The sequence below is a fragment of the Streptomyces sp. MUM 2J genome (assembly GCF_022414535.1).
Classification (GTDB): domain Bacteria; phylum Actinomycetota; class Actinomycetes; order Streptomycetales; family Streptomycetaceae; genus Streptomyces.
This window is the reverse complement of the sequence record NZ_JADWYM010000045.1, coordinates 26,584-47,401: the sequence shown is the minus strand read 5'-3', so window position 1 is coordinate 47,401 and position 20,818 is coordinate 26,584. Positions and strand designations below refer to the sequence as shown.

Here is a 20,818-nt window from a genome sequence, read left to right as displayed (position 1 = left end):
CGGCCGCTCGACGTGATCGCGGATGTGAGGGTCCGGGCGGCGCGCCGAGGTGCCGCCGTACCCCTCGGCGGCACCTCCGGTTCCGGCAGGTCGGCCATCGCCGCCGGGCAGCCGGACACGCGGTGACCACGAGCGGCTTCCCCGGCACATCGGGAACCGTGCCGGACGGGCGCGCGCGTGACCTGACACGCCTCACGTGACGGCCGAGAGGAACTCCGTCCAGCGCTCACGGTCGACGAAGCCGTAGTGTCCGGCACCGGGCCAGACGTGGGCCGTTCCGTTCGGAAGCTCCGCGGCGACCCGCACGGGCATGCGCGGGGAGATGATGTCGTCGGCGTCACCGTAGAACACCTCGAAGGGCTGCCGGACGTCCTCCGGGGCGAAGCCCCAGTCCCACAGGGCGAGGGTCATCTCGTAGGTCCCCTCGCCGTCGTGGGCCGCGCCCGCAGCGAAACTGGCCTCGAACATGGCACGTTGAGCGGGATCGCCCAGCATCGTCGCAGCATCGGAGCGGTCCTCCTCGGCGACCGACTCCACGTACGAGGGGACGTCCTTCAGGGCCTTCTTCGCATTGGTCCTGCTGGCCCACCGCAGCAGGTGGTGGAGGCGGTGGATCCGCGCGATCAGCTTCAGGTCCCTCAGCACGAGCTGCCTGCGCATGAAGGCGTCGTCGAAGTCCCCGACGGGCGACGCCAGTACGCCCTTCGGCACGCGATCGGGTCGGTGCCGGGCGATCGCGAGCGTGTGCGGGCTGCCACCCGAGTGACCGGCGACGGCGAACTCGCCGATACCGAGCCGGTCGGCGAGTTCCTCGACGTCCTGCCCCCAGTCGGCCATCCTCCGGCCGGGCTTGGGCGAGGAGCCGCCGACGCCCGGCTGGTCCGGGGCGATGACACGGACGCCGAGCGACGCGGTCAGGGCGTCGTCGGGATTCCTGATGAGACGCGAGTCGCCGAACCCGTGCGTGAACACGACGGGCTTGCCGTCGGGGTCACCGTAGTCCTCGTACGCCAGGGTGCGGCCGTCGCTCAGCTCCACCGTTCGCATCGCGTTCCCCTCTGTGAGACCACGGCGGGAGGGACATCCACGCGGGCCCGTCGGAGAGGGGGCAAGGCCGGAACCCGGCAGCGAGCGGGAGAGTGCCCGCAGGAGGAAGCCGTGGGCCCGGTGGGAGGCGCTTGCCGGCCGACTCCGGGGAGACCTCGCCCGGTCAGCCTATCGCCGGCCGGATGGGGCAGCATCCCGGAGGCGCTGCCCCGACTGCCTCGTCGACCGGTCCGACCAGGTTCCGCACCAGCGGTTCCGGCGGCCCCGTGGACGGTCCGTGTCCTCGCCCTTCCCGTGGCACCAGCGACCGGCGGACAACTCGGGGACCGGCCGCCGCTCCCGGCCGTCGACCCACCCGGCACCAGTCTCACCGAATCCGGCGCCGCCGGCCCGCGTCCGGGTGCGCATCCTCATCGTCCGCCCGACACCCGCAGCACGGCTCCCGTCGTGTACGACGCCTCCGGCGACATCAGCCACGCCACCGCCGCGGCGATCTCCTCCGCCCTGCCCGCGCGGCGCAGGGGGACTTCCGCGCCGATCCGGCGGGCCCGGCCCGGCTCGCCCATCGCCGTGTGCATGTCGGTGTCGACGACCCCGGGCGCGACGGCGTTGACGCGGACGCCGTCCGGGCCGAGTTCCTTGGCCAGGCCCACGGTGAGGGTGTCGACGGCGGCCTTGGTCGCCGCGTAGTGGACGTACTCGCCGGGGCTGCCCAGTGTGGCAGCGCCGGAGGAGATGTTCACGATCACCCCGTCGCCGCGCGGCGACATCAGCTGCGCGGCCCTGCGGGCGCACAGCAGCGCGCCCGTCACGTTGACGTCGACGACGCGCCGCAGCGCACCGGTGCCGACGTCGGCCAGCCGCCCCAGCGGTCCGGTCACCGCCGCGTTGTTGACCAGCCCGGTCACCGGCCCCAGGCGGTGCTCGGCGGTGTCGAAGAGCCGCTCGACATCCGCCTCCACCGAGGTGTCGGCCTGCACGGTCACGGCCCGCACCCCGGAGCGGCGGGCGGCGCCGGCCACGCCCTCGGCGGCCTCGGCGTCCCGGATGTAGCCGACCACGATGTCGTGGCCCTCCTCCGCGAGCCGCCGGCAGACGGCGGCGCCGATCCCGCGGCTGCCGCCGGTGACGACCGTGACCAGACGCTTCATGACTGCCTCCCTCGAACAAGACCGATCGATCATCGATCACATCCGGGGTCTGCGCAATGCACCGGGCGCGCCTGTCGCCGGCCACGTTCGGCCCACCCCGGCACCGACGGCACCGACGGCACCGACGGCCCGCTGCCCGGTGCTCCGATCGGGCGCAGCACGGCACCGGCGCCGGAAGCGGGACCAGCACCGAGGCTCTCCGGCGACACCCCCCGACGGTCGGCCGGGGCGGCGGGCGAGGCGAAGTCCTTTCCCGTATAAAGCAACTACTCGACGACAAGAGCCACAAGACAGACCATTCCGTCCGAGGTCCCGGCCCGTCGTGGCCGTCCCCGCGGAGACCGCAGCGGCAGGCGGGAGCAGAGGGCGTGCCGACCGGGTCACGGACAGGACACGCGTACACGGGAGAACGCCATGAACCTCGGACCGCTCCGACGGAAGTCCCGTACCGCCGGAACCCCGGCCGCGGGCTCCCCCGGACCCGGTGACCGTCCGGCGAATCCCCGGCTGACGCTGATCGCGTCCTCGCTCTGCATCTTCGTCGTCCAGCTCGACTTCCTGGCGCTGAACCTCGCCCTGCCCCGGATGGCCTCGGACGTGGGGACGACCACCACGGACCTCCAGTGGGTGATCAGCGGCTACATGCTGGCGCTGGCGACCGCCCTGATCCCGGGTGGCAGGCTCGGGGACATCTTCGGGCGCAGGCGGGTGCTGATGATCGGTCTCGTGGTCTTCGCCCTCTGCTCCCTGGGTGCCGGCCTGGCCTCCACTCCGTCCAGCATCATCACGCTGCGCATCGCCCAGGGAATCGGTGCGGGCGTGCTGTTCCCGCTCGCCATCGCCGTGATCACCGACGCGTACCCGCCGGAGCGGACGATGCGGGCCATCGGCAACGCCTACGGGATCGGGGCCCTGGCCCTGGCGCTGGGTCCCGTCTTCGGCGGCGGGGTGACGGAACTGCTGAGCTGGCGCGTGGTGTTCCTGGTCAACGTGCCGACCTGTGCCGCCGCCATCGCCATGGTCGTCGCCGGGGTGCGCGAGTCCCGCGACACCACGGTGCCGCGCTCGATCGACGTGCCGGGCCTGGCCCTGGTGACCCTCGGCATCGCCACCGTGACCCTGACGGTGGACCGCCAGCAGGTCTGGCGCCCCGCCGTCACGGCGGCCATGGCAGCGGCCGGGGTGCTGCTGCTGATCGGCTTCGTGTTCAGGGAGCGGGTGGCGCGCTGGCCGCTGGTCGCGCTCGATCTCTTCCGCAACAGACCCTTCCTGATCACCACCCTGATGTCGACCGTGGCCAACATCGGCTTCGTCGTCGCCATGTACGGCGTCACGATCTATCTCCAGCAGGTGACAGGACGCTCGCCGCTCGTCTCCGGAATGGTCTTCCTGGCGGCCTCCGTCGCCGCCGGGGTGGCGGCACCCCTGTCGGGACGGCTCGGCGAGCGCTTCGACGTCCCCCGGACGATGGTCCTCATGACGCTGGTGGGTGCGGTGGGCCTGTTCCTCGTGTCGCTCGGCGGCAGCCTCGCGATCTACGTACCCGGTCTCGTACTGACCGGATTCGGGTACGGCATGGGCTGGACCCTGGGAAGCAGCGGTACGCAGGCGGTCGTCCCGGCCGAGCGGGTCGGTCAGGCCTCCGGGGTGGAACTGGCCATCGTGATCGGCGTCGCGGGCATCTGCGTGACCGCCGCAGCGACCCTGATCGAGGTGCGCGCCGACGCGACCGGCCTGGGGACGGCGATCGAGCAGGTGCTGCGCTGGCTCGCCGTCGGCAGTGCCGTCGCCGCGGCGGTCCTGGGGAGCGTGGCCGCCCGTGTGATGCCCCCGAAGCACGCTCCCCGGTCGCCCGCGTAAGGGTGCCGCCGAGAACGCCGTGGCCCTCCGCGCGCAACGCCGTCGGCTCGCCCCGGAGCATCACTCGGCCCGGCACCGGGTCCGTCCGGCGGACCGGTGCCGGTCCCCGGGCACAGCGCCACGTCCCGCCGCGCCACGCACACCCCGGTGGGCTCGCGAACGTCAGGGCCGCGCGCCCGGTGCCACCGCCCCGGCCCTCTGTCGGCCGGCGTGTCCGGCGCGCGACACTGGGAGGCCCCACCGGGTAGGAAGGCGCCGTATGGAGACGCTCGAAGGCTGGCTCGCCTCCCCGTGGCGCCGTTCGGCGCTGGCGGCGGCGGCCGGTGCGCTGCCCGTGCTGGCCTTCCCGGCGCCGGCCCTGTGGTGGTGCGCGTACGGCGTGCTCGTCCCGTGGATCCTGCTCGCGCGGACGGCGCCCACGGCCCGGCGGGCGGCGCTCGACGGCTGGAGCGGCGGGTTCGGCTTCATGCTGGCCATGCACCACTGGCTGCTGCCGAGCCTGCACGTGTTCACGCTGGTGCTGGCGGGCCTGCTCGGTGTGCTGTGGGCGCCCTGGGGCTGGCTGGTGCGGCGGTTCCTGGCGGGTGTTCCGGCTCGGGGACGGATCGCGGCGGCCCTGGTCGTACTGCCGTCGGCGTGGCTCGCCGCGGAGCTGGTGCGCTCCTGGCAGGCGCTGGGCGGGCCGTGGGGCATGCTCGGGGCGAGCCAGTGGCAGGTGGCGCCGGCGCTGCGGCTGGCCTCGGTCGGCGGGGTGTGGCTGGTGAGCTTCCTGCTGGTGACCGTGAACGTGGCGGTCGCCGTTCTCGTGGCCGTGCGCGCGGCGCGTGTCCCGGCGGTGGCCGGCCTGGTCGCCACCGCGGCGGCCACCTCGGCGGCCTGGGTGTGGTCGCCGCGCCCGCACGAGACGGGCCTGGCCCGGATCGCCGTCGTCCAGCCGGGGATCGTCGACGGCACCGACAGCGGCAACCGGCGCTTCGACCGCGAGGAGCAGCTCACCCGCCGGCTGGTCGGCCAGGACCTCGACCTGATCGTCTGGGGCGAGAGCAGCGTCGGTTTCGACCTGGGCGAGCGGCCGGACCTGGCCCGGCGGATCGCGGCGCTGTCCCGGGAGACGGGTGCGGACATCCTGGTCAACGTGGACGCCCGGCGCTCCGACCGGCCCGGTATCTACAAGAGTTCCGTCCTGGTCGGTCCCGACGGCCTCACCGGCGACCGCTACGACAAGATGCGGCTGATCCCCTTCGGCGAGTACGTTCCGGCGCGGTCACTGCTCGGCTGGGCGACCGCGGTCGGCAAGGCGGCCGGGGAGGACCGCAGACGTGGGACCGGGCAGGTGGTGATGGACGCCGGACACGGCCTCGGTCTGGGGCCGCTGGTGTGCTTCGAGACGGCGTTCCCGGACATGAGCCGCCGGCTCGCGCAGGCCGGCGCCGACGTGCTGGTCGGCCAGTCGTCGACCTCCACGTTCCAGGGGAGCTGGGCGCCGCGGCAGCACGCGTCGCTGGCGGCACTGCGGGCCGCCGAGACCGGCCGGCCCATGGTGCACGCCACGCTCACGGGCGTCTCCGCCGTCTTCGGACCGGACGGGCAGCGCGTCGGCCCGTGGCTGGGCACCCGGGCGAGCACGGCGGAGGTGTACGACGTACCCGTGGCCGACGGCGTCACACCGTACGTCCGCTTCGGCGACTGGCCGGTGCACGTGGCCCTGCTGGTGCTCGCCGTGCTGTCGCTGGCGGAGGGGGCGCGGGCGGTCAGACTGCGCCGGAGCGCTCCAGGACCGCACCCACGACCCGCTCGCACAGTTCGTGGGTCGCCAGCGCGTCCCGGGCGCTGAGCACCCTCCCGGCCCGGACGGCGTCGAGGAAGGCGAGCACCGCCTGCTCGATCCCCCGCTGCCGGGCGACCGGCACCCAGTCGCCGCGCCGGCGCACGGTGGGCTGGCCCTTGTGGTCGACGGTCTCGGCGAGGTTGACGACCTGCCGCTTGGTGTCCTGGCCGGAGACCTCCAGGATCTCCTCGTTGGAGCCGCTGAGGCGGTTCATCACACCGAGCGCGGTGAAGCCGTCGCCGGCGAGCTGGAGCACCACGTGGTGCAGCAGGCCGTCCTCGACACGCGCCCGGACGGTCACGTCGTCGACCTGCCCCGGGACCAGGAAGCGCAGGGTGTCCACGACGTGGATGAAGTCGTCGAGGATCATCGCGCGGGGTTCCTCGGGCAGTCCGACGCGGTTCTTCTGCATGAGGATCAGCTCGCGCGGGTGCTCGGCGCACTGGGCGTAGCCGGGCGCGAAGCGCCGGTTGAAGCCGACGGCCAGCGAGGTGTCCCGCTCCTCCGCGAGTGCCACCAGCCGTTCGGAGTCGGCGAGTTCGTAGGCCAGGGGCTTGTCCACGTAGGTGGCGACACCCTCTTGCAGCAGCCGGGTGACGATCTCGGGATGTGCGGCGGTGGGCGCGTGCACGAAGGCGGCGTCAAGGTCCCGGGCGAGCAGGGAGTCGAGGTCCGCGTGCCGCTGCGCCGGCGCGAGGTGCAGGCTGTCGGCGACCCGGGCGAGCGTGGCGGGGGTACGCGTCTGCACGTGCAGTTCCACCCCGGGCAGCATCCCCAGCACGGGCAGGTACGCCTTCTGCGCGATGTCGCCGAGTCCGATGCAGCCGACCTTCACGGGCCCTCCCACACTGCTTGCCTGTTCCATCCCGCCTCCCGCAGCATACGGGGCCCCGGGAAGCCGCCGGCCGGCGGAAGCCCGGCGGAGCGCGCGCGGCCCGTCCGCGACAGCGCGGCGCGCGTCGACGCGTCAGGGGCGAGTGACGTCAGCCGTGGACGGCCCCCGACCCTCCGTAGGAGTGCGGAGATCACCCGTGCGGGGCATCCTGCGCCTGTCCACCGTCCGAGCCGGCCCCCGACGCAGCAGAGTTGCGCGGGTGCATCGAACGACGACCACCGCAACGCTCCTGGTCACCGTGGCCGTATCGGCCCTCGGAGGCTGTGTGACGGTCCAGCGCCCACCCGTCTCCGGACCGCACCCGCCGCCCTCGGGGTCGTCCGCGCCGGCCCTGCCGTCCGTGCCCCGGCCGGACGGGTCGGCCGAGCCGCAGATCGTGCAGGCACCGGCCCGCGAGGCCCTCGAACTGGTCGGGCCGTCCCGCAGGGCGGAGCCCGGCACCGACGAGGCGCCGCAGCACCGCGTGGCCGGTCCCGATGCGGCCGACGGGCAGCAGCGGGCACGGCACGCGCCGTCGCGGCCCCGTGCCGCGGAGCAGCACCCCGGGAATCCGGAATCGCACCGGCCCCCGCAGCTCGGCCTCCCCGACGTCGCCGAGTCCGTGCGGGGCACCGTCCGCGAGCACGGCGACGTCTGCGCACTCGGCAGGCGGTACGGCGGCTGGCGCGCGGACAGCCCGGAGGCCGTGGCGTGCGACCGGGCGTACGGCCGGTGAGCTCCCAGGATCAGTCGCGGTGCTCACCGAGCCGCAGCTCCATCCGCCGGATCGCCGCCCGGACCCCGTCGCCGTAACCGTCCTCGGCGAGGGACGCGGCCGCCCCACGGGCCCGGTGGAGATGGGTGCGGGCGGCGTCGGGGCGGCCGAGCCGGACGTAGTCCGCGGCCAGGTTCAGGTGCAGCGAGGGGTAGAGCGCGCGGGCCGCGGGCGCGCCCTCGTGGCGGGCCGGACGGTCGTCGGTGACTTCGGCGGCGGCGGTCAACGCCCTCAGGTCCCAGGCGAGTTCGTCCTCGGGGTCGTCCTGGGTGTCGGCCAGGTAGTGGGCGAGGGTGCAGCGGTGAAGCGGGTCGCCGTCCGCACCGAGTTCCGCCCACAGGTCGAGGAAGCGGCGCCGGGCCTCCTCCCGGTCGCCGCCGTGGTGCAGGATCACCACCTGCCCGATCCGGGTCAGCATCGCGTCCGGCGCCGCCTGCTCCCGTCGCTCGGCCACCACGTCCTCCGTGCCTCTCGTCCGCCGTCCTGCCGGCTGCCGGTGCCGCGTCCGGAGGGTGCGCCGGCTCGCGGCGGGCCGCTCCGGTCACGGCACTGGCCCCGACGCTAGCGGCAGGGAGGGACGATCGGGCTCAGGCGGCACCGATCCGCTCCGATCCGCCCCCGTGCGGGACCGGCCCGGCGGCACGTCAGCCCAGGTTCGGGACGGTCCAGTCGATCGGGGTGTGGCCCTGGCGGGCGACCGCCTCGTTGATCTGGGTGAAGGGGTGGGAGCCGAAGAACTTCTTCGCCGACAGCGGCGAGGGGTGCGCGCCCTTCACCACCACGTGGCGGGTCTCGTCGATCAGCGGGAGCTTCTTCTGGGCGTAGTTGCCCCACAGGACGAAGACGGCCGGGTCCGGGCGGTCCGCCACCGCGCGGATCACCGCGTCGGTGAACTTCTCCCACCCCTTGCCCTTGTGCGAGTTGGCCTCGCCGCCGCGGACGGTGAGCACGGCGTTGAGCAGCAGCACGCCCTGCTGCGCCCACGGCATCAGATAGCCGTTGTCCGGGACGGGCGTGCCCAGCTCCTGGTGCATCTCCTTGTAGATGTTGCGCAGTGACGGGGGGATCTTGACGCCGGGCCGGACCGAGAAGCACAGCCCGTGGCCCTGCCCTTCGCCGTGGTACGGGTCCTGGCCGAGGATCAGCACCTTCACCCGGTCGTACGGCGTCGCCTCCAGTGCGGCGAAGACCTCGTCGCGCGGCGGGTGGACGGAACCCTTCGCCCGCTCCTCCTCGACGAACTCCATCAGCTCCTTGAAGTAGGGCTGCTGGAGTTCGTCGCCCAGGACCCCGCGCCAGGACTCGGGCAGCATGGCGGTGTCGGTCACGTCAACGTCCTTCTGTCGTGCGGTCGCTTCAGGTCTCAGAACCTACAGGCGCCCACTGACATCGGGGTCCCGGACGGCTTTACCAACTGGTCTTGCGGGACAGCTCCCACATCATCATGATCATCGACGGGTCCAGCGCACGCTCGCCCCCGGAGATGTCGTCGCTGGCGGCGGTGTACTGCTTGCCCTGCCACAGCGGCAACAGCCGGGCGTCGTCGACCAGGATCTGCTGGGCGCGCTTGAAGTCCTTGACGACGTTGGCGCGGTCGCTCTCCCGGCGCGAGCGGGGCAGCAGCACACCGGTGATCTCGGGCTGGGGGTACGGCGTCCCCAGGGCGTTGTCGTTGCCGACGAACGGCGCGATGAAGTTCTCCGCGTCCGGGAAGTCCGGGAACCAGCCACGACCGAAGACCGCGTACTCGCCCTTCTGGTAGCCCTCCACGTACGTCTTCCAGGGCCTGCTCTTGAGCGTGATGGTGAACAGGCCGGAGTCCTCCAGCTGCCGCTTGAGCTCCTTGAACTCGACGGCGGTCTCGGAGCCGTAGCGGTCGGTGGTGTACCAGAGGGTGAGCGGCACCCGCTCCGTGATCCCCGCCTCCCTCAGCGTGGTGCGGGCCTTCTTGGGGTCGGGGTCGCCGTAGTCGTCGAAGAAGCCGGTGGTGTGGCTGGTGAGGCCCTTCGGAACCATGGAGTACAGCGGGTCCACGGTGTCCTTGTAGACCTTGTGCGCGATGGCCGCGCGGTCGACGACCTGGGCGACGGCCTGACGCACGGCCGTCTTGCCGGCCCACTTGTCCTTGGGGTTGAACACCAGGTAGTTGATGTCGGTGCCCGCGCTCTCGATGAGCTGGAGTCCGTCGCCCGGGTCCTTCTTCTGGAGCTCGACGATGTCGTTGGCGCCGAGACCGAGGTAGATCATGTCGATGTCCTTGGCGCGCAGCGCCTTGGCCATCTTGGCCGACTCCTGGAAGTAGCGGATGGTCACCGCGTCGTTCTTGCGCTTGGCGAGGCCCTTGTACCGGTCGTTCTTCACGAGGACGGACTGCTTGCCCTCGGTGTAGGCCTTCAGGACGTACGGCCCGGAGCCGGTGACGTGCCCGTCCTTGCGCAGGGCGTCGGCGGGGTAGTCGTCGGGGTCGACGATCGACATGGCCGGCGTGGCGAGCACGAACGGGAAGGTGGCGTCGGACTGGTTGAGGTGGAACACCACCTCGCGGTCCCCGCTCACCTCCACGGAGTCCAGGCTGCCCAGGAGGCCTGTGGGACCGGCCGGAACGTCGATCTTCTTGATCCGGTCGATGGAGTACTTGACGGCCTTGGCGTCCAGCGCGTCACCGTCGGAGAACGTCATGCCGGCCCGCAGCGTGCACCGGTAGGTGCGGTTGGAGTCGTCCGTGAAGGCGCACTCCTCGGCGGCGTCCGGCTGGGGCGTGGTCGCGCCGCTCGGGTAGGCCAGCAGCGTTTGGTAGATGTTGCGGAAGAGCTCCCAGGATCCGTCCCACGAGGCGGCGGGATCGAGCGTGCTGGGGGAGCTGGTCGTTCCCACGACGATCGGGCCGGCGTCGGCCGGGTCGCCATCCGACAGGAGGCCGCATCCGGCCACCAGGGAGGATATGGAAGCGATCGCCGCCAATTGCCGCAGGCATCGGTTCCGGTTGAACACGCGCACGCTCCTCGATCTGCCATACCAAGGGTCGGCAGACCATACCGCAGTGTCCGGGCTGGTGGCTCCGCTTCTCAGGTCTCGATTGACACACTGTTTATGACGACGTTGTCAGAGAGGGCCAGAGGCCCCTTCCGCGGGTGCCGGAGTGGACACGGGCGCCGCTTTCGTACAGAAGCGGCGCCCGTTCCGGCCCGTCCGGGTGGCCGGGTCAGGCCACGCCGGCGTTGAGGTAGATGCCGCCGTCGACGACGAGGGTCTGGCCGGTGATCCAGGCGGACTGTTCCGAGGTGAGGAACGCCGCGGCACCGCCGATGTCGGAGGGCACGCCGAGCCGCTTCAGCGGGTAGGCGGCTGCGGCCTCCTCCTCGCGGCCCTCGTACAGGGCCTGCGCGAACCTGGTCTTCACCACGGCCGGGGCGATGGCGTTGACCCGGACCCCCGGCGCGAACTCGTGCGCCAGCTGCACCGTCAGGTTGATCATCGCCGCCTTGCTCACCCCGTAGGCGCCGATGAACGGGGAGGGCGAGAGACCCGCCACGGAGGCGATGTTGACGATCGTGCCGCCGTTGTCCTTCTGCCAGGCGTGCCAGGTGCGCTGGGCGAAGCCGAGCGCGGAGACGACGTTGGTCTCGAAGACCTTGCGCGCGACGTTCAGGTCGAGGTCGGCGATCGGGCCGAACACCGGGTTGGTCCCGGCGTTGTTGACGAGGTGGTCGACGCGGCCGAAGGCCTCCATGGCGCGCTCGACGGCGACGGCCTGGTGGGCCTCGTCGTGGGCCTTGCCGGCGACGCCGATGACACGGTCGGCACCGAGCTTCTCGACGGCCTCCTTGAGTGCCTCCTCGTTGCGTCCGGTGATGCAGACGCGGTCGCCGCGGGCGACGAGGGCCTCGGCGACGCCGTAGCCGATGCCGCGGCTGGCGCCGGTGACGAGGGCGACCTTGCCGGAGAGTTCGGGGAGCTGCGAAGTCATGTGCGTGTCCTCTTTAGTCGAGCGGTCCACCGGCGACGTACAGCACCTGGCCGGAGACGAAGCCGGCCGCCTCGCCCGTGAAGAAGGCGACGGCGTTGGCGATGTCCTCGGGCTCACCGACGCGCTGCACCGGGATCTGGGTGGCGGCTGCCGCCTTGAAGTCCTCGAAGCCCATGCCCACGCGGTCGGCGGTGGCCTTGGTCATCTCGGTGGCGATGAAGCCGGGGGCGACCGCGTTGGCGGTGATGCCGAACTTGCCGAGCTCCTTGGCGAGGGTCTTGGTGAAGCCCTGCAGGCCGGCCTTGGCGGCGGAGTAGTTGGCCTGGCCGCGGTTGCCGAGCGCCGAGGACGAGGAGAGGTTGACGACGCGGCCGAAGCCTGCGTCGACCATGTGCTTCTGGCAGGCCCTGCTCATCAGGAAGGAGCCACGCAGGTGCACGCTCATGACGGTGTCCCAGTCGGAGACGCTCATCTTGAACAGGAGGTTGTCACGGAGCACCCCCGCGTTGTTGACCAGGATCGTCGGGCCGCCGAGTTCCTCGGCGACGCGGGCGATCGCCGCCTCGACCTGGGCCTCGTCGGAGACGTCGGCGCCGATGGCGACGGCCCGGCCCCCGGCGGCGGTGATCTTCTCGACGGTGACCTTGCAGGCGCCCTCGTCGAGGTCGATCACCGCGACCGCGTGGCCCTCGGCGGCCAGTCGGACGGCGGTGGCGGCGCCGATGCCGCGCGCCGCACCGGTCACTACGGCAACCCGCTGCTCAGTGGTGGACATGGCTGGTGTTCTCCTCGCCCTTGAGAAAGTGCGCCCGTTCTAGTGAGCGACCGCTTAGTACCTTCAGCAGACGTGACGCTAGAAGCCCTGGCACGCGGTGTCAACGGCACACAGACCGGTTGTGATCCATTACCCGTGCCGCTGCCCGGCCACCACCCGTTCGGCCCCTGGTGACGCACTCCGGGGGCCGAGCCGGCCGTGCCCGCGACGGGGCGTCGCCCGCGTGCGGCCGGCGTGCGAGCCACCCGCCGCGGTACCCCGTCCCACCGCCCGCTCCCCGTGGCAGGACGTCAGCGCACCAGCAGGTCCAGCAGACGCACGGTCTCGGCCTCCGGGTCGACCGTCAGGCCGGTGTGGACGGGACCCGGCTGGACCATCGCCGAGCGGGGCGCGACGAGCCAGCGGAAGCGTCGGCCGGCGTCGTCGCCGGCCGCCTGGCCCGCACCGGTGCCGCCGGCGCACACCTCCTGCACGGCGTGCAGCGCCGCCCGGATCCCGGCCACGTCCGCCTGCGGGTCGAGGGCCAGCAGCCTCGCCTCGTCGAGGTGGGTGCGGGCACCGACGTAGGCCTTCGCGCGGCAGTAGACCAGCACGCCCGCGTTGATGCACTCGCCGCGCTCGACCCGCGGTACCACCCGCAGCAGCGCGTACTCGTACACGTCCCGGTCGCCGCCCTGGCCGGCCCGGGTGATGTGGCGCTCGGTCATCGCGCCCGCCACGTCGATGCGTCGCTCGCTCACCGGTCCCCCTGGATTCCCTGGATGCGCTCGTGGATGTCGGCGGCCCGGGCGAGCAGGGGCCGTGCGTAGGCCCGGCGGAGGTCGTCCGGCGCGTCGAAGCCGGGCTCGTCGGTGAGCCAGGCGTCGGGGATCTCGGCGGTGACCTCGGCCAGCAGTTCCGCGGTGACGAGCGGCGCCAGCTCGGCCGCGGCGGCCGCCACGTCCGGCGCGAACTGCTTCAGGGCGTGGTCGGAGGCGTCGTACGGGCGGGCGGCCAGGGCCTCGGCCCCACGCCAGTTGTGCTGCCAGATCATGGTGGCACCGTGGTCGATCAGCCACAGCTCGCCCCGGCTCATCAGCAGGTTCGGGTTGCACCAGGACCGGTCGACGTTGCCGACGAGCGCGTCGAACCAGACGATCCGCCCCGCCTCCTTCCGGCCGACCGGGAAGGCGAGCGGGTCGTAGCCGAGAGCGCCGGAGAGGAAGTCCATGCCGAGGTTGAGCCCTCCGCTGGCCTTCAGCAGTTCCTGGACCTGCTGGTCGGGCTCGCCGAGCCCCAGCACGGGGTCCAGGCCGATCGCGACCAGCCGCGGCACGCGCAGGCCCAGGCGGCGGGCGAGTTCTCCGCCGACGACCTCGGCGACGAGTGTCTTGCGGCCCTGTCCCGCGCCGGCGAACTTCATGACGTACGTCCCGAAGTCGTCGGCCTCGACGAGCCCCGGCAGCGAACCTCCCTCACGCAGGGGCGTGATGTAGCGGGTCGCGGTCACTTCCTTCAGCATCGCCCCAGGTTACGTCCGGGGCTGAACGACGCGGGGACATGGCCCGTACCAGAGGGCAACAGATCATCAGCAGCCCCGGGAAGGGACGTCAGCATGACCAGCGAACCGCTCCAGACCCCCTCGGCCCCGAGCCGGCGCACCGTCGTGGCGGCGGCCGGTGCGGTCGGCGTCGCCGTCGCGCTGACCGCGTGCGGGGCCGGGGACGACGGGTCGAAGGCCTCGTCCAAGGCGGGTGCGGCCGGCACGGTGCTCGCCAAGACCTCGGACATACCCGAGGGCGGGGGAAAGATCTTCAAGGATCAGGGCGTCGTGGTGACCCAGCCGGCGGCGGGCAGCTTCAAGGCGTTCTCGGCCACGTGCACCCACCAGGGCTGCGCCGTGACGGGCATCGCCGACGGGGCCATCACGTGCCCGTGCCACGGCAGCGAGTTCTCCGTCACCGACGGCAGCGTGAAGAAGGGCCCGGCGACCAAGCCGCTGCCCGCCGAGCAGATCACGGTGAGCGGGGACTCGATCACTCTCGCGTGACGGGCGCCGCGCACCGCCGGCCCGGAGTGAAACGTTCTGCCACACCCCCGTCGCCGCGGTGGCGGAGCGGGCGGCGGTGTCCGGGGCCACGGGCCGGGAACGGGGGCGTCGGCACCCCGGGGGGATGGCGACCCGCCGGGCCCGCGGCACGGGGCGGGCCACTCCGCACGTCGTTGCGCGCCGGAGGAAGACACTGCATCCTTTTCTGACGTGTTGTCAGGGGATCTCCGGGTACAAGAGGGGGCTGCATGACCGTCGTTCAACGCCGGGGCCGGAAGATCATGATGACGCCCGGCGAACTGGACGAGTTCCTCGCCGCCCAGCGCACCTGCCGGGTAGCCACGGTGTCGGCCGACGGATTTCCGCACGTGAGCGCCCTGTGGTTCCTGTGGGACGGCCGGGCCCTGTGGCTGTACTCGGTCGTGCGCAGCAGGCGCTGGACCGAGCTGCGGCGCGATCCGCGGGTCGCGATCGTGGTCGACACGGGCGAGGAGTACCACGAGCTGCGCGGCGTGGAGCTGTCCGGCACCGTGGAGGTGGTGGGCGAGGTGCCGCGGACCGGGGAGCTGTGCGCCGAACTGGACGCGGTGGAGACGCTGTTCGCACGCAAGAACTTCGGCCTGGACGCCCTGCCGCACGACGGCCGGCACGCCTGGTTGCGGCTCGTCCCGGAGAAGGTCGTCTCCTGGGACTTCCGCAAGCTCAGCCCCCCGTAGCGGCCTCCCCGCCGATCCGCTCCGCCACGGTCTGCAGCGCCCTGACGGCCGCGCGGATCGACGGGCGGCGATCGGCGTCGGTGCGCCAGACGACGTAGACGTGACGCCGCACCCGCTGCCTGAGCGGGACGGTGACGACGCCTGCGGGCATCGGATGGCGGCCCAGCAGCGGGGCGATGCACACGCCGAGACCGGACGCGACCAGGTTGAGCTGGGTGTGCGTCTCCGCGGCGCGGTGTGCGACGTTGGGCTCCACCCCTTTGGCGCGCAGCGTGAACATCAGCCACTCGTGGCAGAACTCCCCCTGCCCCCAGGTGATCCACTCGTCCTCGGCGAACTCGGTGAGGTCCACCTCGTCCCGCCCGGCGAGCGGGTGGTCGACGGGCATGGCCACGTCGGCGGGGTCGTCCAGGACGGAGGCCTTGGCCAGACCGTCCGGCAGGGGCATCGGCTTGTTGTACCAGTCGAGGACGACGGCCAGGTCGAGGTCGCCGCGGACGACCCCGGCGATGCCGTGTTCCGGCTCCAGTTCGCACGAGCGCACCCGCAGTGCCGCGTGCTCGGCGCGCAGCGCGGAGAGGGCGAGGGGAAACAGCCCGCGTGCGGCGGTGGGGAACGCCGAGATCCTGAGTTCCCCCGCGACCTGCCCGCGCTGCGCCTCCAGGTCGGCCTGGGCGAGGGCGGCCTGCGACAGAATGCGTGCGGCGTGCTCGGCGAGCAACCGGCCGGCGTCCGTCAGGCGCACCCCCCGGCCGTTCTTGGCGAGGAGCTGCTGGCCCACCTCCCGCTCCAGTTTGGACATCTGCTGGGAGACGGCGGACGTGGTGATGTGCAGCGCTTCCGCGGCACCGCTCACCGAGCCGTGCCGGGCCAGGGCGTCGAGCGTGCGCAGGCGCTCCAGATTCAACATGTAAGCGATACTACGAGATACACGGTGCGAATTCTCGATTGTGCTACGAGATGGGCCGACGGCATGGTTGCCTCCATGAGCACCGCCTCGCGTCCCTCCCCCGCCGCCCGCGCCGCGGCACCCGGCGCACCGTCCACACCCCCCGTCCGGAGTTCCGCCTCCTCGCGCCCCCGCCTCGACTGGCGCGTGCGGTTCGCCGCCCTGTCGCTGATCTGGGGCTTCAGCTTTCTGCTCATCAAGGTCGGCACCGAGGCATTCGCCCCCTTCCAGGTGACCCTCGGCCGGCTGGTGTTCGGCACGGCGGTGCTCGCGATCGCGCTGGCGGTCAGGCGTGAGCGGCTCCCGCGCGGGCTGCGCACATGGGCGCATCTGGCGGTGGCCGCGTTGCTGCTCAACGCACTGCCCTTCTCCCTGTTCGCCTTCGCGGAGATGTCGATCCCGTCGACGCTGGCCGGCATCTGCAACGCGACGTCCCCCCTGTGGGGGATGGCCCTGTCCCTGGTCGCCCTCTCCGAGGACCGGCCGACCCGGGTCAGGGTGGCCGGCCTGGGCCTGGGCTTCCTCGGCGTGCTGACGGTCCTCGGCGTCTGGCAGGGGTTCTCCGGCGTGGACGCCAGGGGCACGGCGCTCGCGCTGCTGGCCTCTCTCAGCTACCCGGTCGGCTGGATCCACGTCCGCCGCACCCTGGCCGGCAGCGGCCACTCCCACCTGTCGCTGACCGGGGCGCAACTGCTGCTGGCCACCGCCCAACTCGCCTTCGTCACGCCGCTGTTCACATCCCCTCCGGCCGGCGTCCCGGTGCTGCCGCTCCTCGCGGTGATCGCGCTGGGCGCGCTGGGCACCGGAGTGGCGATGCTCGTCCAGTACGGCATCGTCGCCGAGGTCGGTCCGACGACCGCGCAGATGGTCACGTACTTCATCCCGGTCATCGCCACGGTGGCGGGGGTCGCCCTGCTCGGCGAGTCGCTGCGCTGGTCGACCCCGGTGGGCGCGGTGATCGTCCTCGCCGGGGCAGCGCTGACGCAGGTGAGACCGAAGCCGTGACGGCAGCGCCACCGGCCCCGACCACCCACGGCCGGCACCCGGCAGCGACAGCGACAGCGACAGCGACAGCGACAGCGACCACTAGACCGTGCTGCGCTCGGCGCCGGGGCCCAGGGCGGCGGCGATCGCCTCCGCCAGCGGCTCGGCCTCGGCGTCCGGCAGGGTGGCGACGGTGACGCGGATCCCGGGCGGTGCGCCGATCCGGAAGCGGGCTCCGGGCGCGACCGCCCATCCCGCCTGGAGGAGCCGGGCGACGGCACCGGTCTCGTCGGGGACGGGGATCCACACGTTCAGCCCGCTGCGGCCGTGCGCCGCGACACCGCGCCGGGCCAGCGCACCGATCAGCGCCTCGCGGCGCCTGCCGTACTCCGCGGCGACCGCACGGGCGTCCACGGCGCCCTCGGCCCACAACCTCACCACGGCCCGCTGGGCGATCCGGCTGACCCAGCCGGGGCCGAGCCGCTGCCGTCCGCGCACCCGGTCGAGGGTGACGTCGTCCCCGGCGAGCACGGCGAGGCGCAGGTCGGGGCCGTAGGCCTTGGCCACCGAGCGGACCACGGCCCAGTTGCGGGTGGTGCCCGCGAGCGGGTGCAGGGGGACGTCGACGATGCGGTGACCGTGGTCGTCCTCGACGAGCAGGACGTCCGGGTGGTCGCGCAGCACCGCGCGCAGGGCACGCGCGCGTGCGGTGCTCACGGCGGCACCGGTCGGGTTCTGCGCCCGGTCGGTGACGACCAGCGCGCGGGCCCCACCGGTGAGAGCGCGCCGCACGTCCTCGGGCAGCGGCCCCTCGTCGTCGACACCGACGGCGGCGGTGCGCAGCCCGAGCGCCGGGACGAGGTCGAGCAGACTCCCCCAGCCGGGGTCCTCCACGGCGACGGTGTCCCCCGGCCTGAGGTGCGCGGCGAGGACCCGCTCGATGGCGTCCAGCGAACCGGAGGCGACGGCCAGGGGCCCGTCCGGCACCCCGTCGGCGTCCATCTCCGCCCGGGCCAGGCGGGCGAGATCCGGCTCCACCGCCGCGGCCCCGTACAGGACCGGCTCCCGGTCCCCCTGCCCGGCCGCCTCGGCGAAGGCGGGGCCCAGAGGCGGCAGGAGCGCCGGGTCCGGGTTGCCGGTGGAGACGTCGCGCACGCCCTCGGTGACCTCCACCGCGATGTACTCGCGGCCCGTCGTCGCCGGTCTGGGGCGCACTCGGCTGCCGCGCCGCCCGGCGGTCTCGATGACGCCGCGTTCACGCAGGGTGCGGTAGGCCGCCGCGACCGTGTTCGGGTTCACCCCCAGGTGGACGGCCAACTCCCGCAGGGGTGGCAGTGGTTCACCGGGGCTCAGCGCACCCCCGGCGACCGCGCGCTCGACGTCGGCGGCGATCTCCGCTGCACGCCGACCTTTGATCGGATATTCTCCTAGCACAAAACACATTATGCACTAGTGCAATGAGGGAAGCTAGGGAGAGCGCCATGCAGGGGACCCCGAAGACGACGCCATCCGCCGCGTACCGTCCCACCGACCGCACCGTGCCCACCCGCGCCGCCGATCGCGCCCGGTACGACAAGGAGCTCGTGCACGCGATCCTCGACGAGGCGTACGTCGGCCACCTCGGTTTCGTCCGCGACGGCGCCCCCGTGGTGCTGCCGACGCTCTACGGACGGGTCGGCGACCGGCTCTACGTCCACGGCTCGACGGGGTCACGCCCGCTGCGGATGACGGGCGGGGCCGGGGAGGGCCTCCCGGTCTGCCTGACGGTGACGCACGTCGACGCGCTGGTCCTGGCGCGCTCGGCCTTCCACCACTCGGTCAACTACCGCTCGGTGGTGGTGCACGGGGTCGCCCACGACGTGACCGACCCCGACGAGAAGCGGCGCGCGCTCGACGCCCTGGTCGACCACGTCGTACCGGGCCGCGCGAAGGACTCCCGGCCGGCCGGCAGGAAGGAGCTGGCCGCCACCGCCGTCATACGCCTCGACCTGGACGAGGTCTCCGCCAAGCTGCGCACCGGAGGCGTCGACGACGACCCCGAGGACCTCGCGCTGCCGCACTGGGCCGGCCTCGTCCCGCTGCGCAAGGGCTACGAGGCGCCCCTGGCCGACCCGCAGCTCGCGCCCGGCACCCCTCTGCCCGGCTACCTGGCGGCCCTGTGATGCTGATCCGCCCCTGGGACGCACCCCGCGACGACGCCGAGTGGCAGGACTGGCTCGCCGTCCACGACTTCGGCCGACTCGCCGTCAACGGCCCCGCGGGCGAGCCGCCCTTCGTGCAGCCGCTCCGCTTCGCCTACGACGCCGACCGAGCCGAGGCCGTCACCCACCTCGCCCGGCCCAACCCGCTGCGTGCGGCGCTGGAGGCGGACCCGGTCGTGGTGCTGAGCGTGATCGACGACTACGTGTACGTCCCCGGCCCGTGGCAGGCCCCGCCCGGCGGCCCGGCCGCACACGGCACGCCCACCAGCTTCTACGCGGCCGTCCAGCTGCGCTGCCGCGCCCGTGTCGTGGACGACCCGGCGGACAAGGCCGTACTGCTCAACCGCCAGCTCGGCCACCTCCAGCCGGAGGGCGGCTCGGCACGGGCGGCGGCGGGCGAGGAGCCGTACGGGCGGAAGCTGTCGGGCATCCGCGGTCTGCGGCTCGAAGTGACCGGCGTACGGGCCAAGTTCAAGTACGCCGGTCACCGTCCGGCCGAGACGCAGGACCGGATCGCGGCCGGCCTCGCCGCCCGGGGCGGGCCGGGGGACGCGGCGGCACGGGACCACCTGCTGCGCCGGCGCTCCCCCTGACCGGGCGCGCCCGCCGACGGCAGCGCGCCCGCCCCGGTGGCAGGGTGGTACGGCCACCGGGCGAGGCTGTCCACGGCCCCGGCGTCAGGCGGGTACCGCCGCCCTGGCCTCCGCCCACGCCAGTCCGGCCACCGAGCCGAGCATCAGCAGCGTGCCGGCGCAGGTGGTGGCCGTGAGCTGCTCCCCGAGGACGGCGACGGCGAGTACGGCCGCGGCGACCGGCTCCAGCAACATGATCACGGAGACGGTCGCCGCCCGGACCACGGCCGCGCCCGCGAAGTACAGCGCGTAGGCCAGGGCGGTCGGCACGGCCGCGATGTAGGCGAGCAGCACCACGGTGCGGACCGGATCGACGGTGTGCGGCACCAGCCCCTGGGCGAGGGCGAACGGCAGCAGGCACAGGCTGCTCACGGCGAACGCCGACACGGTCGTGGCCGAGGCGTCGGCACCTCCCGCACGCCCCCAGCGGCGGGTGAGCAGCGTCATCGTGCTGTACCCGGCGGCGGACACCAGCGCGAGCAGCACCCCCCAGGGCCGTACGGCCGTCCCCCCGCCGCCGAGGACGAGCACTGCCAGCCCGGTGAGCGCACCGGCGACGGCGGCGGCCCCACCCGAGCCGAGCCGCTCCCCCAGGGTGAGCCGGGCACCGAACGCGATCAGGACGGGCCCGGCACCGAGCGTGACCACGGTGGCCACCGCGAGCCCGGTCGCGGCGACGGCGGCGAAGTAGGCCGTCTGGAACACCGCCAGACCCACGCCCGTGGCCACGGCCCGCCCCGTACTGCGGGCGAGCGGCCCCGGGCCGGTGGAGCCGCGGGCTCCCGGATGCAGCAGCCTCGCGGCGAGCAGCAGGACGAGTCCGGCGGCGCACCGCCAGAAGGACAGGGCGACGGGACCCAGGTCACTGGTGCGGTAGACCAGTGACGCGGCGGCACCCGCGGTGCCCCAGGCGACACCGGCGACGATCAGACACAACAGGCCTCGCCCGACGGGCAGGCCGGAAACGGCACCGGAAGCGGGACCGGAAACAGGAAGGGACACGCGTTCTCTCCGCAGAAGCTCGGAAGGA

General features: G+C 73.1%; 21 protein-coding genes. 8 read left to right on the top strand and 13 right to left on the bottom strand.

Features of this window, described 5'->3' with window-relative positions; translation table 11 throughout:
* Window positions 1–192: 192 nt before the first annotated feature.
* Entirely contained in the window at window positions 193–1,047 is an 855-nt protein-coding gene (locus I3F54_RS27255) for an alpha/beta fold hydrolase (RefSeq protein WP_240121575.1), read from the bottom strand.
* A gap of 410 nt (window positions 1,048–1,457) precedes the next feature.
* A complete protein-coding gene (locus I3F54_RS27250; protein ID WP_240121574.1) occupies window positions 1,458–2,198 on the bottom strand; it encodes an SDR family NAD(P)-dependent oxidoreductase in 741 nt (246 codons plus the stop codon).
* A gap of 414 nt (window positions 2,199–2,612) precedes the next feature.
* On the opposite strand from I3F54_RS27250, the gene I3F54_RS27245 reads away from it, so the two are divergent.
* Together I3F54_RS27245 and lnt are read left to right on the top strand one after the other, a co-directional pair.
* Window positions 2,613–4,058, top strand: a complete 1,446-nt coding sequence (locus I3F54_RS27245; protein WP_240121573.1) for an MFS transporter — start codon at window positions 2,613–2,615, stop codon at window positions 4,056–4,058.
* 259 nt (window positions 4,059–4,317) lie between these two features.
* Window positions 4,318–5,892 (top strand): apolipoprotein N-acyltransferase, encoded by a 1,575-nt coding sequence (gene lnt / locus I3F54_RS27240; protein WP_240121572.1) that lies wholly within the window; start codon window positions 4,318–4,320, stop codon window positions 5,890–5,892.
* Here lnt and I3F54_RS27235 read toward each other — a convergent pair.
* Window positions 5,810–6,721 (bottom strand): Gfo/Idh/MocA family protein, encoded by a 912-nt coding sequence (locus I3F54_RS27235; RefSeq protein ID WP_240121583.1) that lies wholly within the window; start codon window positions 6,719–6,721, stop codon window positions 5,810–5,812. The two genes, lnt and I3F54_RS27235, sit on opposite strands and share 83 nt — an antisense overlap.
* A gap of 259 nt (window positions 6,722–6,980) precedes the next feature.
* On the opposite strand from I3F54_RS27235, the gene I3F54_RS27230 reads away from it, so the two are divergent.
* Entirely contained in the window at window positions 6,981–7,496 is a 516-nt protein-coding gene (locus I3F54_RS27230) for a hypothetical protein (protein WP_240121571.1), read from the top strand.
* 10 nt (window positions 7,497–7,506) lie between these two features.
* On the opposite strand, the gene I3F54_RS27225 is transcribed toward I3F54_RS27230, so the two are convergent.
* The 7 genes from I3F54_RS27225 to I3F54_RS27195 form a co-directional block, all read right to left on the bottom strand.
* Window positions 7,507–7,989 carry a hypothetical protein gene (locus I3F54_RS27225; protein ID WP_240121570.1) on the bottom strand — a complete coding sequence of 161 codons (483 nt, stop codon included), beginning with the start codon at window positions 7,987–7,989 and terminating at the stop codon, window positions 7,507–7,509.
* A gap of 190 nt (window positions 7,990–8,179) precedes the next feature.
* On the bottom strand, window positions 8,180–8,863 hold the full coding sequence (gene ung / locus I3F54_RS27220) for a uracil-DNA glycosylase (protein ID WP_240121569.1): 684 nt from the start codon (window positions 8,861–8,863) through the stop codon (window positions 8,180–8,182).
* Between the two features lie 79 nt (window positions 8,864–8,942).
* On the bottom strand, window positions 8,943–10,532 hold the full coding sequence (locus tag I3F54_RS27215) for an ABC transporter substrate-binding protein (protein WP_240121568.1): 1,590 nt from the start codon (window positions 10,530–10,532) through the stop codon (window positions 8,943–8,945).
* 205 nt (window positions 10,533–10,737) lie between these two features.
* Window positions 10,738–11,502 carry an SDR family oxidoreductase gene (locus I3F54_RS27210; protein ID WP_240121567.1) on the bottom strand — a complete coding sequence of 255 codons (765 nt, stop codon included), beginning with the start codon at window positions 11,500–11,502 and terminating at the stop codon, window positions 10,738–10,740.
* Between the two features lie 13 nt (window positions 11,503–11,515).
* Entirely contained in the window at window positions 11,516–12,277 is a 762-nt protein-coding gene (gene fabG, locus I3F54_RS27205) for a 3-oxoacyl-ACP reductase FabG (RefSeq protein WP_240121566.1), read from the bottom strand.
* Between the two features lie 290 nt (window positions 12,278–12,567).
* Entirely contained in the window at window positions 12,568–12,984 is a 417-nt protein-coding gene (locus I3F54_RS27200) for a DUF3037 domain-containing protein (RefSeq protein WP_240121582.1), read from the bottom strand.
* Window positions 12,985–13,013: 29 nt separating this feature from the next.
* Entirely contained in the window at window positions 13,014–13,778 is a 765-nt protein-coding gene (locus I3F54_RS27195; protein ID WP_240121565.1) for a HipA family kinase, read from the bottom strand.
* A 93-nt stretch (window positions 13,779–13,871) separates the two neighbouring features.
* Here I3F54_RS27195 and I3F54_RS27190 point away from each other — a divergent pair, with 93 nt between their 5' ends.
* Complete coding sequence (locus I3F54_RS27190; protein ID WP_240121564.1) at window positions 13,872–14,306, top strand: Rieske (2Fe-2S) protein; 435 nt, start codon at window positions 13,872–13,874, stop codon at window positions 14,304–14,306.
* Window positions 14,307–14,554: 248 nt separating this feature from the next.
* Window positions 14,555–15,022, top strand: a complete 468-nt coding sequence (locus I3F54_RS27185) for a pyridoxamine 5'-phosphate oxidase family protein (RefSeq protein ID WP_240121563.1) — start codon at window positions 14,555–14,557, stop codon at window positions 15,020–15,022.
* Here I3F54_RS27185 and I3F54_RS27180 read toward each other — a convergent pair.
* The gene (locus I3F54_RS27180; protein ID WP_240121562.1) at window positions 15,009–15,932 is read right to left on the bottom strand and encodes a LysR family transcriptional regulator; all 924 of its coding nucleotides are present in this window, start codon (window positions 15,930–15,932) and stop codon (window positions 15,009–15,011) included. The two genes, I3F54_RS27185 and I3F54_RS27180, sit on opposite strands and share 14 nt — an antisense overlap.
* 75 nt (window positions 15,933–16,007) lie before the next feature.
* On the opposite strand from I3F54_RS27180, the gene I3F54_RS27175 reads away from it, so the two are divergent.
* Entirely contained in the window at window positions 16,008–16,976 is a 969-nt protein-coding gene (locus I3F54_RS27175; RefSeq protein WP_240121561.1) for a DMT family transporter, read from the top strand.
* An 81-nt stretch (window positions 16,977–17,057) separates the two neighbouring features.
* Here the strand turns inward: I3F54_RS27175 and I3F54_RS27170 are convergent, their stop codons facing one another.
* Complete coding sequence (locus tag I3F54_RS27170) at window positions 17,058–18,389, bottom strand: aminotransferase class I/II-fold pyridoxal phosphate-dependent enzyme (protein ID WP_240121560.1); 1,332 nt, start codon at window positions 18,387–18,389, stop codon at window positions 17,058–17,060.
* 47 nt (window positions 18,390–18,436) lie between these two features.
* On the opposite strand from I3F54_RS27170, the gene I3F54_RS27165 reads away from it, so the two are divergent.
* Both I3F54_RS27165 and I3F54_RS27160 read left to right on the top strand, forming a co-directional pair.
* Entirely contained in the window at window positions 18,437–19,117 is a 681-nt protein-coding gene (locus tag I3F54_RS27165) for a pyridoxamine 5'-phosphate oxidase family protein (RefSeq protein ID WP_240121559.1), read from the top strand.
* Window positions 19,117–19,749, top strand: a complete 633-nt coding sequence (locus tag I3F54_RS27160; protein ID WP_240121558.1) for an FMN-binding negative transcriptional regulator — start codon at window positions 19,117–19,119, stop codon at window positions 19,747–19,749. Before I3F54_RS27165 ends, I3F54_RS27160 begins: the two co-directional genes overlap by 1 nt.
* Before the next feature lie 84 nt (window positions 19,750–19,833).
* Here the strand turns inward: I3F54_RS27160 and I3F54_RS27155 are convergent, their stop codons facing one another.
* Window positions 19,834–20,790: a DMT family transporter gene (locus I3F54_RS27155; RefSeq protein ID WP_240121557.1), complete on the bottom strand. Its 957-nt coding sequence runs from the start codon at window positions 20,788–20,790 to the stop codon at window positions 19,834–19,836.
* Window positions 20,791–20,818 lie beyond the last annotated feature (28 nt).

Coding starts and splice junctions, on each gene's coding strand:
- I3F54_RS27255 (WP_240121575.1), bottom strand. CDS start 1,047: ATGCGAACGGTGGAGCTGAGCGACGGCCGCACCCTGGCGTACGAGGAC.
- I3F54_RS27250 (WP_240121574.1), bottom strand. CDS start 2,198: ATGAAGCGTCTGGTCACGGTCGTCACCGGCGGCAGCCGCGGGATCGGC.
- I3F54_RS27245 (WP_240121573.1), top strand. CDS start 2,613: ATGAACCTCGGACCGCTCCGACGGAAGTCCCGTACCGCCGGAACCCCG.
- lnt (WP_240121572.1), top strand. CDS start 4,318: ATGGAGACGCTCGAAGGCTGGCTCGCCTCCCCGTGGCGCCGTTCGGCG.
- I3F54_RS27210 (WP_240121567.1), bottom strand. CDS start 11,502: ATGACTTCGCAGCTCCCCGAACTCTCCGGCAAGGTCGCCCTCGTCACC.
- fabG (WP_240121566.1), bottom strand. CDS start 12,277: ATGTCCACCACTGAGCAGCGGGTTGCCGTAGTGACCGGTGCGGCGCGC.
- I3F54_RS27200 (WP_240121582.1), bottom strand. CDS start 12,984: ATGACCGAGCGCCACATCACCCGGGCCGGCCAGGGCGGCGACCGGGAC.
- I3F54_RS27195 (WP_240121565.1), bottom strand. CDS start 13,778: ATGCTGAAGGAAGTGACCGCGACCCGCTACATCACGCCCCTGCGTGAG.
- I3F54_RS27190 (WP_240121564.1), top strand. CDS start 13,872: ATGACCAGCGAACCGCTCCAGACCCCCTCGGCCCCGAGCCGGCGCACC.
- I3F54_RS27185 (WP_240121563.1), top strand. CDS start 14,555: ATGACCGTCGTTCAACGCCGGGGCCGGAAGATCATGATGACGCCCGGC.
- I3F54_RS27180 (WP_240121562.1), bottom strand. CDS start 15,932: ATGTTGAATCTGGAGCGCCTGCGCACGCTCGACGCCCTGGCCCGGCAC.
- I3F54_RS27175 (WP_240121561.1), top strand. CDS start 16,008: ATGAGCACCGCCTCGCGTCCCTCCCCCGCCGCCCGCGCCGCGGCACCC.
- I3F54_RS27165 (WP_240121559.1), top strand. CDS start 18,437: ATGCAGGGGACCCCGAAGACGACGCCATCCGCCGCGTACCGTCCCACC.
- I3F54_RS27160 (WP_240121558.1), top strand. CDS start 19,117: ATGCTGATCCGCCCCTGGGACGCACCCCGCGACGACGCCGAGTGGCAG.